Origin of the sequence: Actinopolyspora alba (genome assembly GCF_900112765.1) — a bacterium.
Lineage (GTDB): Bacteria > Actinomycetota > Actinomycetes > Mycobacteriales > Pseudonocardiaceae > Actinopolyspora > Actinopolyspora alba.
In genome coordinates, this window is record NZ_FOMZ01000009.1 from 258,488 (window position 1) to 276,732 (window position 18,245).

6 protein-coding genes are annotated in these 18,245 nt (G+C 66.0%); all 6 read right to left on the reverse strand.

The genetic code is table 11. From position 1 onward, the window contains the following. Positions 1-68 precede the first annotated feature (68 nt). The gene (locus BM150_RS15660; RefSeq protein ID WP_092928006.1) at positions 69-4,217 is read right to left on the reverse strand and encodes an Eco57I restriction-modification methylase domain-containing protein; all 4,149 of its coding nucleotides are present in this window, start codon (positions 4,215-4,217) and stop codon (positions 69-71) included. Next, the gene (locus BM150_RS15665; RefSeq protein ID WP_092928007.1) at positions 4,217-7,114 is read right to left on the reverse strand and encodes a DEAD/DEAH box helicase; all 2,898 of its coding nucleotides are present in this window, start codon (positions 7,112-7,114) and stop codon (positions 4,217-4,219) included. The genes BM150_RS15660 and BM150_RS15665 overlap by 1 nt, the downstream gene beginning before the upstream one ends. A gap of 32 nt (positions 7,115-7,146) precedes the next feature. Further along, the gene (locus tag BM150_RS15670) at positions 7,147-13,290 is read right to left on the reverse strand and encodes a protein kinase domain-containing protein (RefSeq protein ID WP_217641674.1); all 6,144 of its coding nucleotides are present in this window, start codon (positions 13,288-13,290) and stop codon (positions 7,147-7,149) included. Between the two features lie 864 nt (positions 13,291-14,154). Further along, positions 14,155-16,149 carry a hypothetical protein gene (locus BM150_RS15675; protein ID WP_092928009.1) on the reverse strand — a complete coding sequence of 665 codons (1,995 nt, stop codon included), beginning with the start codon at positions 16,147-16,149 and terminating at the stop codon, positions 14,155-14,157. After that, positions 16,146-17,294: a 5'-methylthioadenosine/S-adenosylhomocysteine nucleosidase family protein gene (locus BM150_RS15680; protein ID WP_092928010.1), complete on the reverse strand. Its 1,149-nt coding sequence runs from the start codon at positions 17,292-17,294 to the stop codon at positions 16,146-16,148. The genes BM150_RS15675 and BM150_RS15680 overlap by 4 nt, the downstream gene beginning before the upstream one ends. Beyond that, complete coding sequence (locus tag BM150_RS15685) at positions 17,291-18,019, reverse strand: NUDIX hydrolase (RefSeq protein ID WP_092928011.1); 729 nt, start codon at positions 18,017-18,019, stop codon at positions 17,291-17,293. Before BM150_RS15685 ends, BM150_RS15680 begins: the two co-directional genes overlap by 4 nt. Positions 18,020-18,245: the final 226 nt, after the last annotated feature.

Consider the following 18,245-nt stretch of genomic DNA (forward strand, 5'->3'; position numbering starts at 1 on the left):
TGAGAAATGACCTCCAATGGCTGAGTTGAGCGCTAGGAAATGGGTGGTGTGAGATTCGGTAGAGATGCTTATGGCCTAGCTTCTCGTGCCGGGTGTCGGGGGCCTTGGCCCGGGGGTGGGTTGAGAGTGGAGGCGTAGTTGTCGCCGTCGACCAGTGGGGTGTCAAGGGAGACTCCCGCGGTGGCCATGCGGTCGTACTCGGCAAGGATGAGGTCTTTGGTGCGGTAGGTGCCGTACTTCTTGATGTCGCTGTTCTTGAGGCCACCCGTGTCGGACTGGAAGGTCTCCAGTATGTAGTCGACATCGGTCCGCTCGATGCCGTAGAGGTGGAAGAAGTACGCGTCCAGTTCGGCGCGAATGAATGAGCGGCGTTCTTCGTCCCACCGGAATGGTGCTCCGGAGTCGTCAAGGTCCTTGGCCAGCCCCGACATGTCGTGCGCGGTGTAGGTCAGTTCCAGAACACGCGGGATGACGAACGGGGTGTGCGGTTTCATCGTCTGTGGGGTTGGGACGGGGAGCTGCTTCCACGTCATAAGGGCCATGTGATTGCTGTTGACCTTCTGTCGACTAACGAAGTCGAAGACCAGCGAGCTCTGAGTCGTGATCAACGCGGCAACCAAGTCGGGCGAAACATGCGGAAACATTAGCGGAAAGGTATGCCCGACCGCGGTGCGTGGGATGAAGGTCGGTATAGCAGTGCGTTCATTGGTTGGCGAGGTGACGTCGCTCCAACCACAGAGCCAATCACGTTCCCACCCCACCTCTTCAAGTCGAATCTGGACTCCGGGAACTTTGACATCCTTGTTTTTGCGTCGTGTTTGGATAAGGCCGGATTCGGCGATCCAGTTGAGCGGCATAGCGAGACGGTTAGGATCCTGCAGCTCGCCGGTGGTGAGGTAACGTGGCTGATTTTGCCGATTTACGGCAGTTTTGCTCTTGACTACATCGGCTGCGCGGTGGTTGAAGAAATCGACCATTTTCGCCTCGTAAAGCGGTAACATCCGCTCCTCGCCGCGTACGAAGACGTTGCCGTCCAGTTCCCAACCTTCGCGTTCGAGTTGTTCGCGGGTGCGGAAAAGGTCGGAGTCATCGGTCATGTTGAACAGGTTCTTGAAGACGATTCCCCAGCGGTTTCCGGATTTGGTCGTCTCGTCCCACAGGACGGGTATCCGTCGGTAGATGGCTGCGGTGAGCTCTGCGTCGCGGCGGTCGCGGAAGATGGGCAGGTTCCCCGTGTTCGGGTTGATGAGTGCGATCTCTTCGGGCGCGAGAGTGAAGGTTCGGGTGGGGTCGTCGAGCTCGACGACATCGAGCAGAAAGAAGGCGAACTTGGACTCGGGCTCGTGTAGTCCGTGGCCTCCGAACGAGAACAGACAGAACTTGTAGCTGCGGTGAATGTCAAAGAGCTTGTTCCGGTTCTCGAAGTCGTACAGCATCCGGATCGAGCCGCGCCGGGTGAAGTCGGAGAACAAGTACTGCGCTCCTGCACCCGTGGCGATGGATGACTGGATGATGCATCCCGCTCGACCGGTGGCCGCGACGACCGTCGAGAAGAGCTCGGTGAAGAGCTGATCCGTCAGCAGGGAATTGACTCCCTTGATACTGAGCCCATGAGCACACAGCGGGAAGAGTCCGGAGCTCCCCGCAAAATGGAAAGTCGACTTCTGTTTGCGGCGTGCGAGGTAGTAGCGCCGCCCCTCCTCGGGGTGCTCGGCGGCCCACTCTGCGATGTGGTCACGGCGCGTCACGCCCGAGATCTCGGCGATGCTCGACTCGACGGCGCTGAAGTACTTCTTGTCCTCGAAATCGACCTTGTCCCACGGTGGATTTCCGAGTAGGCAGTCGAATCCGCCGGACCACCCCGCCTCTCTGTCGCTGCCAGTGTCGTTCGCATCGACGGTGAACACGTCGGGGAACGCCAGGTGCCAGTGGAAGAACTGGTAGCGCTCGCTGAGGACGGCGATCTCTTCGTGGACGCGAGGATCGACGGAGGAGCCGGCCCGGATGTTCTGGAAGACGTCATGGGTGATCGCTGGTGGCGCGTCGGTAGTCTTGTACCACATGAACGCGGCACACCAGGCGTCCGCGACGTGCCGGGCGTGCTGGTACTCGTCGGCGTTCTGCCAGGCTTCGTACTGCTTTTCCTTTCGACGAACCGCCGTGAGTGTGCCGGACGGTCCTTCGATGATCTCGCGCAGGTTTGCACCGAACTCGCGGTTCGCGACCGGTACGTTCTCTTCGGCCTCGAACAGGCCGAACTGCCCGGTGCGCTGCTGGAGGTTCTCGTCCTGCAGTTTGCGGGCGATCTTCTCGTCGTCACCTTCGGTCGGCTTGAACGCCTTGTCCGGGATCCCTTCGCGGATCAGCGACGGCGTGGCACCGATGAGCGCGTTGCCGACCTTGACGTGAGCGTCGAGGAAGCTCAGCGGCTTGCCCGGCTCCATGGCCTCCAACCACAGCGAAACCTTGACGAGCTCCACCGCTATCGGATTGAGGTCTACGCCGTAGATGCAGCGTGCGATGACCTCGTGCAGGGCTTGGCGTACCGCATCGACGGTCGGCTCGGGGTTGCGTTCCCGGACCGAGGCGACCCGCTTGGCGATGCGACGTGCCGCGGCAAGCAGGAAGTGCCCGGATCCGCATGCCGGATCGCACACCGTCAACGACAGCAGTTCCTCCACGATGGAATCGGACGGGTCGGTGTTTCCGGCTTGGGTGGCGCGCTGTTCCCCACGCTTGACCGCATCGTCGAGGACTGGGTCGAGGCTCGAATCGAGCAGACACTCGATCAGCGAAGCGGGCGTGTAGTACGAGCCGGTGGTCTTGCGCTCGTTACCGGCCAGCGCGACCAGGGTGAACTCCCGATCGACCGTGCTGTGCTTGGGTACCCGTTCCAGCAGCGACTCGTAGATCGAGCCGAGTTCCTCGGCATCCAGGTGCCGGTAATCGACCGTGCGCAGCCGCTTCGACGCGGGGTCGCGTACCTGGGACAGGTGCCGGACCGCGCCCAACAGGTATTCGTTGGACAGCGACAGACCTTCGAGTGGCGCGTCGGCCTCGGTGCGGTCGAAGATGCCGCCGAGTCCGGGCAGTGCGAGTTCGGGGCGGCCGTTCTCCTCGCCGAGCGCGTCGAGAACCAGCCGCAACGCGCGATACAGATCGTCGTGCGTGCTACCGCGACGCCGGCGTGCGTGCGCGCGCAGCTTCGCCGTCGAGAAGTACGCGGCATAGCGTTCGCGTGCCAGCTCCTCGGCGTGTTTGCCCTCTTCGGTGGCAGCTGTGCGGCGCGGGTGCAGCACCTCGCGGTCTTCGACGACGAACACGAACAGTAGCCGGTATACCAGGCGCAGCAAGGCCCGGTGCAACTCCTGCGGGTCCACGTTCTCCCGGAGCGCGGTGTTCGCGGGATGACGCAGGAAACCGGTACCGAGCGTGGTGATGGCGTTTTCCACGCCCTCGCGCAGCTGGTCCAGGGCGCGTGTTCCGGAGCTGATGGCATCCAGGCGCCAGCGCTCCAGCCAGCAGGTGGCAGGTCCGGCGCCGTCGGCGACGGCGAACCGGGAGACGTGCAGCATCCGGTAGAGCAGCACGAACTCGCTGAACAGTTCACCGTCGAAGATGGCCTCGAGGTCGAATTCGACGTAGGAGGCAGTGGACAGCGCGTTGGAATCCCGCAGCAGCCGCACCTGCCTGCCGTTGGTGACCACACCCCACAGGTGCGCGTCGGTGCGGTTGAGCAGCTCCTGCAGCAGCGACTGCGGTGGCACACTGCCGGCCCCACTCGGACGCTTGTCCAGCTCGGAGTTCCAGGGGGTGACGTGGATCGGGACGTGGTTCCAGAGGTACGCGACCGGGAATGTCTTGTCGCCGCTCTCCGCGAGGATGCCGTCGGCTAGCGGTGTGAGCTCACCGAAACCGAGCTCGGTGAACAGCGGCATTAACCATTGCGGGACGGCCAGCCCGGTCGGATCAGCCGGAGCGTCGTCCTGCGGCGCGGCGGGCAGCTTCATCCGCAGATCTGCCCACACCGAACGCAGGAACTCCCAGTGCCGCTCGGCCTCGTCGCGTACCGAGCGGGAACCGACCACGCGGTAGTCGGACGGGGTGCTGCCCGAGATGTCTTTGCCCTCGGCGACGCGGAGCAGCAGGTCGACGGGCAGCAGGTTGCCGATGGTGTGGACGGCGGAGAACACCTGGTTGCGAGTGATCGAGGACATCAGGCGGCCCCTCCCGAGACAGGCAGGTACACGTAGGTGCCGAGGACATCGGCGGGCTTCTGGGCGGAGACGCGGACACCGCGTACGATCTCTCCCGACGCCTGGCGCACGCGGCGGTGCGAGGTCAGCAGCTCGTCGGCGAGCTCGTCGCCGTGGGAGTCAAGGTGCGGTTGCACGCTCGGCAGGTCGTTGAGTATGCGGCGCATGGTGTTCTGCGCGAAGGACGGATCGGTGTTCTCGTCGGGCTCGACATCGAGCAGCTCCGCGGCCTGCTCCGGCGTCAGCCAGGTCGCGTTCGCCGGGGATCCGCTGAACGCCAGCACCCGGACGTCTTCGGCGACGATCTGTCGTTCACGCCCACGGGTCGGCAACGAGAGGTGGAAGCGGTAGCGCACCAGCAGGGCGGTGGTGCGAATCGACACCCCTCGCGTGCGGATCACGGCGCAGCGCCGTGCCGGTCGTGCGCCTTCGGCCTGCGGATCCAACGCCGAGTTGAGCACGTATCCGGCCACGGCGCCGACGGTCGGGTCGGTCCGCACCAGGGCGGCCTCCCCGCGAGCGACGGCGGCGGTGTCGCGGAACGGCACGGGCTTGTTGCGCTCGATCGCGTCACTGCCGAGGACTGGGGCGACGGCGTCGCGCAACCCGGCTGGGGTGGAGCCGAGATCCGCGTTGAAACCGTCCTCGGCATTCTCCCACAGTACGCCATCCATCGCGCGCAGGCTGCGTCGAACGAAGGAGCGGACCTCGTCGGAGCGGCCGAGCGTGTCGCGGATCGCCGCGACCTCCTGGGCAACCTCGTCGATGCGGATGCTGTTCTGCGCATACCGGGAGCGGGAGGTCTTCTCCTTCTCCGCGGCGGACCTCCAGTCGGCCTCCACCTCGTTGACGGTGTGCTCGAGCGTATCGAGCTCGAACAGGCCTGCCTGGTCCGGGTTCTGGCTGCGCATCAGAACCCACTCGACGATCGCGTCGGTGACCTTCGACGACGTGGCGTCCGGCACCGACACCGAGATGCCGAGGGTTTTCTGGATCTGCCGGTGCTTGGTGATCAGCACCTCGAGGACCTTGCCGTCGATGCCGTTGTCCGCACCGTAGAGCGTGACGACCTTGACCTCGTCGCGCTTCTGACCGAACCGGTCGACACGGCCTTCCCGCTGGTCGTGCCGGGTCGGGTTCCATGCCAGGTCGTAGTGCACCACCGCGTCGAAGTGGTGCTGCAGGTTGACGCCCTCGGACAGGCAGTCGGTGGCGACCAGGACCCGGCGGGCCGCCAGATCGTCCCCGGATTCCTCCGCCAGGTCTTCGATGCGCTGTGCACGCTGTTGCGGCGAGAGAGTACCGGTGACCGAGCGCACGACCGTCTTCTTGCCGAGCTTTCCGTCCAGGTGCTCGGCAACGTATTCCGCCGTGGGAATGTAGCGGCAGAAAACGATCGGGTTGTAGCCCTCGGCGATCAGCGCCTTGAGGTGCTTGATCAGCGCCGCGAGCTTCTTGTCCTCGGTGGTGCCCTCCAACTTGGTGGCACGTTCGGCCAGCTCACGCAGCCGGGCATCGGTTACGTCCGTGTCGGCGCCAGGGACGACATCGGTACCTTCGAGATTGTCGTTGTCCACCGAGTCCTTCGTGGGTGGAGCACCGATTCGGTCGGCTTCCTCAGCGGAAGTGGCGTTGGCCGCACCGGACCGGGTGAGCAGTGTCTGGGTCGCCGCCCGCGGTGAGGAAACGATCGAGCGCAATAGTGCGATCGCCGACCACCAGGCGATGCGCGCCTCTCTGCGGTTCCCGTCGCCGGATGCTCGCACGCGTTCGCTGGCATAGGCGATGGCGTCGTCCAGCAGGTCGCGGTAGGTGGGGGAGAGCTTGTAGGTCTCGTCCTTGAAGTAGCGGTCCGACGGGAACGACGTGGTCTCCTGCAGCTCGTTGTCGCAGAGACCGTCGTCGGTGGTGAGGAAGTGGCGGACGTCGGCACGTTTGCGCTGCACGAAGTGGCGCGCCAGCAGCTGTCTGCCCTTCTCGGTCTCGAAGTCCGCGGTCGCCAGCTCGGGGCGCACCAGCCCCAGCAGCGCTCGGAAGGCGCTCTCCTTGCCGCTGTGCGGGGTCGCGGTGACCAGCAGCAGGTGGCGCTGCTCGTCGGTGGCGATGCGCTGCAGCAGCTCTTCGCGCAGCTGGTTCTGCGTCGTGGTGGCTTCGTCGGCGGTCACGCACGTGTGGGCCTCATCGACGATGACCAGGTCCGGGCAGTGCTTGACGAAGTCGTCCCGGTGGCGGGTGGACTTGATGAAATCGGTGGAGACGACGACGTGCGGGTGCTTGTCGAACAGCGACTGCCCGAGCTCCAGCTGTCGCTCCAGTTTGGAGACCGTGGAGGCCAGCACCAGCTCGGCGTCGATCCCGAACTTGGTGCGCAGCTCCTCCTGCCACTGCTCGGCCAGCGCCGGTGAGCACAGCACCGCCAGCCGTTGCGCCGTCCCCTGCGCGAGCAGTTCGCCGGCGATGAGGCCGGCCTCGATGGTCTTGCCGATACCGACGTCATCGGCGATGAGCATCCGCGCCGTCGGCTGCCGCAGGGCCATCATCAACGGCACGAGCTGGTAGGCGCGCGGTTCGACCGCGATACCGGCGAGGGAACGGAACGGGCCCGCGCCGGACCGGAAACCGATGCGCAGCGCGGAGCGCAGCAGTCCGGCGGCCTGCGAGTCACCGAGATCGTCGGACGAGGGCGGCGGGAACTCCGCGCCGCGAACCTCCTCGAGTTCGGGGAAGACGGCGGTGACGTCGTCGTCGCTGCCGCCGAGCGGGCGCAGCACCAGCATGTCAGCTGCGCTTTCCGGCAGCACGACCCAGTCTCTGCCGCGGGTGGCAACCAGCGAGCCGGGGGTGAATGTCGTGGTCATCAGTGGCGTCTCGTTTCGGTACGCGAGGTGGGTCAGCCGCGGGGTCCGGCCCCGAAGTAGTTCGGGTGCTTCTCGACGATCGCGAACCAGTCGGCATCGGCCGGGAAGCGAAGTACGTCCCAGCCGAGGTCGATGAGCCGGTCCTCGGCTTCTCGATCACGCTGCGACACGTTCTCGTACTCGTGCACCGGACCGTCGACGAACACGGCCAGGCTCACGTTCTGCCTCTTGTAGACGAAGTCCGGCTTGGCCAAGGCATCGGTGATCATCTTCTGGGTGTCGTCGGGCAGCCGGAGCCCGTTCTCCTTCAGGAAGGCCATGAAGCGGGCCTCGAGGTTCGTCTCGGTCTGCTCGGACAGCCGCTCGAGTTGGTCGGTGCGGCTCTCACCGGCCCCGGTCTCGAGCGTGGTGGCCGAAGCGAGTCGCACCAGCACCGCGGCGATCGTGTGGCGGTCGAGCTTGCCGTGGACGATCTGGTTGCTGTACGAGAGCAGGCAGTCGTAGCAGCCCTTCCCGCAGGGCCGGTCCGCATCCGGACCACCGAGATCGTTGCCGTGCTCGTCGAAGTGGCAGAGCTGCAGAGCGGTCTTGGCCGCCGTGGCCAGAGCGTCACGGTCGGCCTGCATCCGCCGGAGCACACCCGCACCGCCCTCGGCGGCTTCGGTGAACAGCATCCGATCGCGCGGCCCCTCGTCGGGCGGCAGTAGTTCGCTGGTGAGCTCGTTGTCCTCGAGCTCGAAGGCAGCGGCGATGCCCCGTTCCAGGGCGTACATCAACGACAGCGCCACCGGCTCCTCCAGCGGCCTGTCGAGTTTGAACACCATGATGTTGCGGCGGTCCTCGACGTACGGGATGACGCGCTTCCTGCGGCGCCTCTCGTGACCCTCCTCGTCGACCACGCGCATCTCGCCGGAATCCCCGGACGCCTCGTCGGCCTGGCGCTCGTTCAGCCAACGACCGTCATCCGGGTCCAGCCAGAACCCGTCCGGCTCGTTCTCCTTGGCGCGCAACCGGCCGACGTTGGTGATCCGCACAGTCGCCGAGTCCCCGTAGCTCAGCGTCGCCAGCCGGCCGGAATCGTCCGAGACGATCGCATCCCGTCGACCGGGGCGATCCCCGTGATCCTGGAAGCGGTAGGAGGTCACCAGGCGGAAACCGGCGCGGCGGCGCTCCTCCTCGTCCGACGAGATGCGCTCGCGACGCTTCGTGTACACCGTGTGCAAGCGAAGAAGCCCTTCGGTCCGCTCCGCCAACCGCTCGCCGCACAGTTCACACTTCTCCGCCTGCTCGCGGGCGTCGTGGAAGTAGCCGCAGGAGCCGCAACGCCGCGCGGCGCTCGTCTCGACGTCACCACTGGAGTCGGCGGGCAGTTGGATCCGGGTGACCTGGTAGCGCGCCCCCTCGTGGTAGACCAGCGCGCCCGGGCCGAACTCGCGGATCGCCAGGAACCGCGGCCGCTGCAGGTAGTCGCCGTCGTTGAAGCGCCGTGCGTTGTGGGGAATGTAGGCGGCCAGCGGCAACCGGGGGAACGAATAGCCGGGCAGGAATCCTTCACCGGCCAGGTAGCGGTAGGGGTTGAAGTCCGACAGGACCGACCTGCTCTCCGCGCTCTCGTTCTTGAGCAGGTTCAGCTGGGTCTCGGCCTCCCGCCGCCTCGTCGTGGCGGTCTTGCGGTCCTTCTCCGACAGGGTGTGGTCGAGTACTCGGCGGTTCTGCTCGGCCTGATCTTGCACGGCCGCCTGGTACAGCTCCCGCCACCGCCCGAAGGCCCGATCGAAGTTGTCCGGGGCGGTGCGCACGGTCGTCTCGATCCACTGGGGATCCCACCAGGTCGTGCCGGTGAACCGCTCGATCAGCTGCCCGAACACCTCGCGCGCCGCCTCGAGCGCCCTGCGCTGGGCATCGTGATCGCGGATCGCGTTGGCGACCTCCTCGTGCAACTCCAGACTCGGGTCCGGACGCCCGGACTCCTCGCTGTCCGAGATGTCGATGATGCGCGGAATCGCCGCACCGAGTTTCACACCGGTCTCAGCCAGCCAGATCGCCTGCACGTGAGAGCGAACCAGATCCTCGTTGGCGAGATCCAACCGTGGCGCGGCCACGGTTCCGGAGACCATCCGATCCGAGTGGCGGAAGTAGTACTGGTCGTGGCTGTTGCCGGTGGCGCAGTAGGTCGTGACCAACGCCGGCTGCCCGGAACGGCCCGCGCGGCCACTGCGCTGCGCGTAGTTGGCCGGTGTGGGCGGCACGTTGCGCATGAGCACGGCGTTGAGCTGCGCGATGTCGACCCCGAGCTCCATCGTGGGGGAGCAGTAGAGCAGCTTGAGATCGCCGTTGCGGAAATCGCCCTCGCGGTTCTCCCGCTCGACGGGATCGATCTGGGCGGTGTGCTCCTTGGCCATCATGCCCGCGAGGTCCTGCGCGGTCTTGCAGTAGAGATCGCGGAAGAACGTGTTCACCTTCGGCCCGTCGCCGCTGGCGTACGTGCGGCTCAGCGGGTCGTGCACACCGGTCGTGCCCGAACCGGCCTGCCAGACGAGCGCGCGGGCGGAGATGCGGTAGCCGGTGGCGGTCGTCGCACGCTTGCGATACCGGCGGGCGTACTCGGGTCGAGTGGCGACCTTGACCAGGATCTCCGCGCCGGTCAGTGTTTCCAGCAGGTCGGTGATGATCTGCTGGGTCTCGTCGACGGAAGCGCCCTTGAAGTGAGCCCGCCGCAGATACTTGCCGAACTTGGCGCGGCCGGACAGGAACAGGCCCGCGCGGTCCATCCCCGGGGCAGAGCTGCGCGGATAGGCGGTGCCGATCGCCGGACGGTCGTTGTTCGACAGCACCCACGGCGGGACGAGTCGCTCCTCACTGGCGCGCTGCAGGTTCTCGAACTCGTCCCGGAACACCTGCACGTCGATGGCCAGCTCGCGCCGCATGTGGTCCAGCAGCACGCGCATGATCTCTTTGCGCTGCTGCGGGTCCGCGTAGCGCAGGCGGTCGTGCGTTCCGCTCCACCGGGAATCCTGCTCGGCCAGCCAGTCGAGGTCCTCGTAGTCGATCCGTAGCAGCCCGGTCTGCTCCAGGTTCGGCATCGTCACGCGCCAGCCGCGCTGCAGGTCGATGTAGAGCCGGAAGGCGATGACATCGCGCAGCGTCTTCGCGGCGTTGCGCGCCAGCGACGGCGGCATGTCGCTCGTGCCGGTGTAGTCGGCGACGTCCAGTCCCATGGCGTTCGTGACCCGCGCGGCCAGTTCCTCGTGGCGGAGACCTTCCGCGCCGGCATCCCGCACGGCCCGGTACAGCGCGCCGCGCAGCTGGGTCACCTGAACGAAGTCGTTGAAGTGACCGGACTGAAGAGCGGCGTCCTGCCGGTTGTCGATGAACGTCAGCAGCTTGCGTGCTTCGCGATCGAGAGCGTGCGCCTGTTGCAGCGACCGGACGATCGCGGCCGACACGAGCGAGGTCGCCGAGGAACGCCCCTCCTGGGCGAGAGTGGCGAGCTTGGCAAAGTCCTGCCCCCGCACCTGCTCGTAGGTGACACCGCAGTGCAAGCAGAAGCCGAACGGTGCCGGGATGAACGTGGCATCGAGTTCCCCGTGCCCCTCGTTGCCGAGCGCGTCGACCGTGACGGCCTTGGGCAGGCGCTTGCGGTACGAGTCGCGAACGGTCGAATAGCCGTGCTGGTCCTGGTCCAGCCACGAGTCGGGCAGACGCTTGTCGTCGACGGCCTCCTGGATCGTGCTCGGCCATTTCCCGATGTAGAGGTATCCCTCCTGGGACTGTCCTCCGGAGATCGTGGCATCCAGGCGAGGTTCATAGACGATGCTTCCTTCGGTCTCCGGTTTGCGCCACACGGTGAGGTATTCCTGCCCGCACTCGCGGCAGAACGCGGTCGGCAGCAGGATCTTGCCGTTCGATCCCGGCAGAACCCGCTGATAGTCGCGGGTGTGGTAGCGCTCGCTCGGCTCTTCGAGGGTGACGTAGACGGTGTCGCCCTTGGACAGGAACTGGTGCAGCCGGAAGGCGAACAGCGGTCGTCCGGTTACGGGATGCGAGGCTTGGGACCCGGCTTCGAGGGTGCGGCGGATCGCGCTCGTGCACTCCTGCTCGGACAGGCCGCTGGAGACGGCCAGCTCCTTGGCGGTGTCCTCGATCCGCGACGGTCGCTGTCGCACGACGCGGCCGGAACTGTCCGTGGTGAGGCCGAAGCGGGTCTCGATCCAGCGGGCGAGCGGGTCTTTGACGAGTTCCGAATAGGCCAGCGGGGGTGCGGACTCGAGACGAGCGGCCGGTGGCTCCTCGGGGGGTTCCTCGGTAGCGCGCTGGAGAGTCTCGCCGATGACGTTGTCCGGACTGACCTCGGTGCCGAAGATGGTCGTCGCCACGTTCGCGACCAGCTTCCGCTGGTCGGCGAAGGTGCCCTCGGTCGACATCGTCGCCGACGTCCCCACACACTGCATGAGGTCGCTGCCGCAGGCCTCGCGGAGACGACGGATCAGCAGCGAGACGTCGGCTCCTTGCCGACCGCGATAGGTGTGCAGCTCGTCGAAGACGAGGAAGTCCAGCCCCTTGGCCATCCTGATCAACGACTTGCGGTCGTCGGGCCGAGTGAGCATCAGCTCGAGCATCACGTAGTTGGTCAGCAGGATGTCTGGCGGGTTCTTCCGGATCTCCTCGCGGGTCTCCTCGCTCTCCTGTCCGGTGTACCGCGCGAAGGTGACCGGTTCGTGGCCGTTGCCGTAGCCGTGGCGCAGGAACTTCTCGAGTTCGTTGAGCTGGCTGTTGGCCAGCGCGTTCATCGGATACACGATGATCGCGCGGACCCGCTTGTGGCCGTTCGCGGACTCGCGTTGCCGATCCCGCAGCACCTTGTCCACGATCGGCACGATGTACGCGAGGGACTTGCCGGACCCCGTCCCTGTCGTGAGCACATACGAGGCGCCGGTCCGCGCCGCCTCGATCGCGTCGCGCTGGTGCTGATGCAGGGTGATCGGCTTTCCGTTGCAGGTCGTGCTGTCCTCGGATTTTCCGGACCGGAAGATGCGCGTGCACTCTTCGTGCAGGACTCCGGCCTGTGCCAGCTCGAGAACGGTCCCGCCGGAGGCGAAGAACGGGTTCAGCGACACCCACGGGTCGGGCCACTGCTTCTTGGAATCGAGCTCCTCGTCGACGAATTCGGCGATGCGTTCGTCCCGGATGACCGTGCCGCTCTTGGTGAACTCGCGGTACTCCCTGATGAGGTCATCGTGGATGCCGAAGACATCCATCACCGAACTCGACGCAGGTCGGCCCGTGTGCTCGCCGTCACCCGTGGACGTCGCCGTGACGGCAGGAGCGGGGTGATGGCGTGGCGCGAACTCGTCCCATCCCGGCAGTGCCGGGTCCGTACCGGTCCAGGTCAGCAGGTCGTCGCGAACCGCAGTGGCGTCGATCGGGCGATTCGCGGGGTCCTTCTCCAGCAGGTGCTCGATCAGGCGCGGCAACCCCGCGGGGAGGTCAGAGCGCTGGGGAGCGAGTGGAGGTACCTCGTCGTTCTTGTGCTTCTCTCCGAGTTCCTGGGCATTGTTGCTGTAGAACGGCGGAACCCCGACCAGGAGCTCGTACAGGACGCAGCCGAGGGCGTAGAGATCCGCGGCCGGTAACACCTTGGACGAGCTGAACTGCTCGGGCGCCATGTAGCGCGCGGTGCCGATCGTGACTCCAGTGCTGGTGATCCTGTCCTGGTCCGCGGTGTCGAAGATCCGACCGACGCCGAAGTCCAGGACCTTGACCTGGCCGCCGCGGAGGAGCATCAGGTTTGACGGCTTGAGGTCGCGGTGCACGATCTCCTTGTCGTGTGCGGCCGCCAGTCCGTCGGCGATCTGTGCTCCGATCGCGGCCACCCACGGGACCGGCACCTGCGGATGATCGTCGATGAGATCGCGCAGCGCGCGTCCCTCCAGGTACTCCATGGCGAGGTAGGGCAGGTCGGTGTCGTCGACGCCGCCCGCGACGATCCGTGCGAGGCTGGGATGGGCACCCAGCTGGTTCATGATCGTGATCTCGCGCTTGAATCGTTTGACCAGTGACGCGTCCGTGCCGGCGGCGTTGCTCAAGCGGTGCTGCAGGATCAGCTTGAGCGCGACAGTCCTGTCGGGGGAGTCGGGCGCCGCCTCAAGGTCCTCCGCGCGGTGCACTTCGCCCATGTTTCCTCGGCCGATCGGCCCGAGGATGCGGAATCGTCCCGCCACGGTTTCCGGCGTTGGTGGCACGCTAACCCTCCAGCGTCATGATCGCCCAAACCTTCCCACGCTTCGTGCAGCGGGACCGTACGGTGGGTGATGATAGTTGACGCAGACAGGTTAACGGTAGGTCTGTTTGTTAACGAAGTCAACACAAACTTGTGTAGCGGGGATATGAGTGTGATTCCACGGAGTGGCTTCCACCCGCAGCACTACCGGTACTCGGACCACGACATGACCAGGTGATCTGACTCGGCTTCGGCCAGCTGTGGAGATTCCAAATCCGGACACGGTCGGATGTGCCGTGCCACTCTCGCTTGCCCTTCGCCTTCCGAAGCGGGGGAGCGGCTGCGGGGGCGACAGGTTGCTCCGCGCGCAGGCGTGATCCATGCAGGGGGGGCGTGGGTGATGGATGAGTTGTCGCGTCGGTTGGTGCTGGACGAGTGGTTATGGCGTTGTTCGAGCCGTTGATGCCGCAGGTGGGGGTGCGCCCGCAGGGTGGTGAGCCGGGACCTGGCGGAGGTGCGGGCGGTGTTGGCTGCGATCGTGGAGGCGGCCAGCGTCCGTGAGCGAAGAGGGGCTGGCTGGCCGGGCCGAGTACCACTGAGCACGGAAAACCCGGCAGCACGATCCACATCCCCATGGAACAGGGTGGCACTCCTGTGTTGGTGGGGGTTCTCGGCGGCCACTTCACCACGACAGCTACGCGTTGACCCCCTCTCGGGTAATGCCGGTGGGCCCGTCGCACGCTACGGCGACCACGTCGCCCTCTTCCGCGCCCTCGCTGCCGCACTGACCTGCTGGAGAACTCACCAAATGAGACACGGTCTAAGCGGCGGACTCGATGCCGAAGGGAACCGGGTTGCTCCGCTGCGTCGCGGCGGTGTCGCGTTGGATCCATGCTTTGCCCTCGGCGGAGATTCCTTCCAGGACGTGGAGGGCGTGCGTGAATCCGGTGGCGTCGAGGCTGATCCGGGACAGGCCCGGTTCGTCAGGACTGGCCGGTTCGAAGTTCCGCTCGGGTTCGGTGACTTCGATGGTGCGGGAGGGACCGTTGCTCAGGGTCAGCTCCAGCGTGTACTTGTAGTCGCCGGATTCGACCACGCGGAGCGATGAGACGGCGTCGAAGCGGAAGTGCCCGCGTTCGTTGCCGTGGAAGGTTCCGTGCTCGACGTCGAGCTGCTTGGCCAGCTCCCGCACCCCTTCAGCGGTGATCAGGAACAGTTGGAGGTCGTACTTCGAGTAGCGCCACGGACCGCCGTTGACGCGTGCTCGCTTGCAGCTCTTCGCCGGGGTTTGCACGATCGTGTGAGCGGTGATGTCGCGCCAGGCGAGGCGGTAGTGGCGCAGCGCCTCGTCGACGAGTAGGGCTCGATCGCATTCCAGCCAGGTCTCCATCTCCTCATCAGTGGGGCAGGTGGCGGCCAGCTTGTCTTTCCACCGCTGGTACGCGGTTTGGCGAGCTTCCAGCGTGCGTTCGTGCTCTTGATCCTCCTCGGCGAATCGTCGGCGTTCACCGAGGATGTAGCACCAGCGAAACGTGGCGACGCGGCCGCTTATCACCGCGATGAGCACGCCGGCCAGCGCCGACAACGGGGCCGTCCGTACGGCCGCATCGACGACGGCACAAGCCGCGAGGACACCGACCACGAGTGCGGACAGGCACCAAGCTCGTGTGGACAGGGGCGTCCGGTACTGCTGCCGGTAGGAGAACAGGGTGTTCTCACACCACTGTTTCCGAACATCGAGGATCAGGTGCCGGATGAGCCACCTGACCCGGCCGACCTGGATTCTGCTTTCGCGGTACAGCTCGACGACTTCGTTGCGCAGCGTGGTGCGGATGCCCCTGGTCTCGGCCAGCCAGCCCGAGCGGTCCACGCCCCTGGGCGCGTACTTGTGGGCGTAGTACTGGAAGGCGTGATCGACCTGGTTGGCGAACCCCGAACCGGGTGCCGCGTGGGCGGCGACTTCGCCCGCGTGCTCGCGTTCCTTGGCGCGGAGGCGTTGTGTGCGGTATCGCCACTCGAATCCCGTCCTGGCCGCGAGCGCTCCGACCGCCAACGTCATCGAGTAAGCGATTACTGATATCGCTGTCGGGCGTTGCAGCAGAATCCAACCGAGACTTCCCAGGGCTCCGGCGAGCAGTGCGCTCGCGAGGACGGCGCGAAGCCAGTGCTGGGGAGTGGCACCGTTCGGGTCAGGAGACTGGGCCCGCGGTGGGATCGGCTCGGGCTGAAAGTAGGCCCACACGCGGTTCTCGCGATTTCCGGCGTGCTGTCGCCGCTCGGCGGTGCGTCGGGTCTCCGCCCAGAGGCTGTCCTTCACCCCGCTGGTCAGGACGAGATCGCAGTGGCGCACGATCTGCTCGCGTTGTCGGGCGGGAAGGGACCGCAACTTTTCCAACGCCGGCGTGGGATCGCGGTCGGGGACGTCGAGATGGCCGAGTAGCTCGCACAGCGCTTCGAGCGCGCGTGTCCATTCGCTGTCCGGATACGTGGCGATGTGGTCGGGCAGCTCACCGAGCAGCCCTCGCTCCTCGGTGCTCAGTTCGCGGTACGAGCGCTTGCTGAGCAGGGCCAGGGCCCAGTAGAAGCGCACTGCGGCGCCGTCGTAGTCGCGGGCGATGGCTGCGTCGATCCACTCGCGGGCCCGCGATGGCACCCCGTTGTCCAGGTAGTTGACGCCGACCCGGTACTTCTGTTCGGGCGGGTCGTCGGAGGACACCATGTACACGTTGGAGTTGTGTACCCATTCGGCCTGGATCCCCACGCTGGAGCCGGATCCGGCGGTGTTGGTCGTGGTGGTGGTCTCGTTCCCCCTCATGACAGACCGTTCACCGCTGTGATCAACATCGCGACCTTGGAGGCCACCTCGGCAGCCTCGTCGGTCAGCCCGCCCAGACGCTTGAGCGCTCGTACGGACCTGCTCTTGCCATCGGACGTGTCCTCCTTCAACGCCTCGCTGGCGAGGGCGAGCTCATGCTGCGCGTCTTCGTAAGTGGGGGAGTCGAGCGTGCCGATCGAACGGGCACGTTCGAGCTCGTCGCGGAGGGAGGCAAGCTTGGCCGCGAGATCGTCAGGTGTCGCGGCCGGTTGTGCCGGGCCGATCGTGACGGTGCTGTTGGTGACGTCTCTGGCCTGGATTCCGACTGTGCTGCCGTGCGCGATGTGGGTGACATCGCCGCTGCTGGGCTTGTTCCGATGCCGCATCGGGCTGTTCCCCTGTTCAGTGATGAGTTCTTCGGCGAGTCGAGTGGCGAATGCCGCGGCGTTGTCGGCGGCCCGCGGTTGCCAGGTGCCGTCACCGGCGGTGTTCTTGGTCCCGTCGGCCTTGTCGCTGATTCCGCGCACGACGGCCACCGGGGAGCCGTTGAGGTGGCCGGCTTGAGCGACACCGGCTGATTCCATCTCGATGGCCAGCGCGTCGTTGTAGTGCTGGCGGATCCATGCCGCCTCGTAAGAGATCCGGGAGTTGTGCACGATCTCTCCGGCAGCGATCGCTCCGAAGTGGACGTTGTGGTGGTGTCGGCCGGAACCCGCGTGGCCGGTCCAGCCGTCGGTGCGGGCCACGTGCGAGGCGAGCTGGCTGATCCCGTGTTCGGCTTCCCACACCCGAGGTCTGGCTTTGAGTCCGTCGTCCTCGCTGGTGCCGCCGTGGTAGGCGTAGACGTGCGTGGCCACCACGACGTCGCCCAGCGGCGTGGCATCCCACAACGCACCGGCCACGCCGACGAACAGCACGGCCGCCGGATCGAACTCGTGGATCGCGCGCTCGGCCAAGACCGCCGCGGAGTGATTTCCTTTGCTGGTCAAGGCAAGTGCTACCTGACAGCCCGTATCGCGCAGGGAACCGACCTCGAACCGGGTGCCTCGTTCATGCAGCTGAAGCTGCGGGGCGACCAGTCTGCGCCGCACGGCGTCGTACTCGAGATTCAAGGCGGTGAGCACCACCACCATGTTCTCCGTCATCTCGCTCCTTCGGAGTCGATGGATTCAGGTCTCACCAGCGGTGGATGCAGCACAGCCGTCGACCCGGCCTTGAACAACCGCGCAGGACGCCCCTTCGTGGCCCTGCGTTCCTGTCCGGCCGGCTCGATGAACCCGGGGACCTTCTGCACCTTCCGGTAGAAGTTCCGCGGATCCAGCCGCACCCCCCACACGGCCTCGTAGACCTGCTGCAGTTCGGCGATCGTGAAGGTCTCCCGGCAGAAAGCGGTCGCCAACGCCGAATGCTCCAGCTTGCTCCGCGCCCGCTCGATGCCATCGGTCACGATCCGGAGGTGGTCGAAGGCCAACTTCGTCCGGCCGAACAGCACGTCCGGCACCGATTCCCACCCGGCGTCCGCCGCGTCGGTACCGGCCACGGGGTCCGGAAGTTCGGGCGCGATCGCCAGGTAGGCCACCGAGATGACCCGTCCCCGCGGATCGCGACCAGGAGCCCCGTAGGTGCCCAGCTGCTCCAAGTGCAGCCGCGCCACGTCCAAGTCCGCCTCTTCCCGCAACTCCCGATGGGCGGCATCGAGGATGTCCTCACCGGCATGGTTCAAGAATCCACCGGGTAACGCCCGCGCACCCCGATACGGGTCCACACCACGTTCGACCAGCAGCACGCGAAGCTCCTGCTCCCGCAGGGTGAAGATCACCAGGTCCACAGTGACCAGAACTTCCGGCGGCGACCACGACTCTTCGATCACGACGACTACATTAGCTTAATGTCATTTTGACAGAAAGGGGGGTCGGTTCAGTGCTGCTGGAGTGAACCGGGTTCCCGCCTCGATGCTCGGAAAGGGGCCGTGTCGGCTGCTCTCGGAGCCGGGAGCGGATTCGGACATGCCTGCCACCACCAGGTGGCGAAGTCGGTGGTGGCAGGTTTGCTGGTCCGGTAACGGGACGGACACCGGCGAGCACGCGGGCTGACTC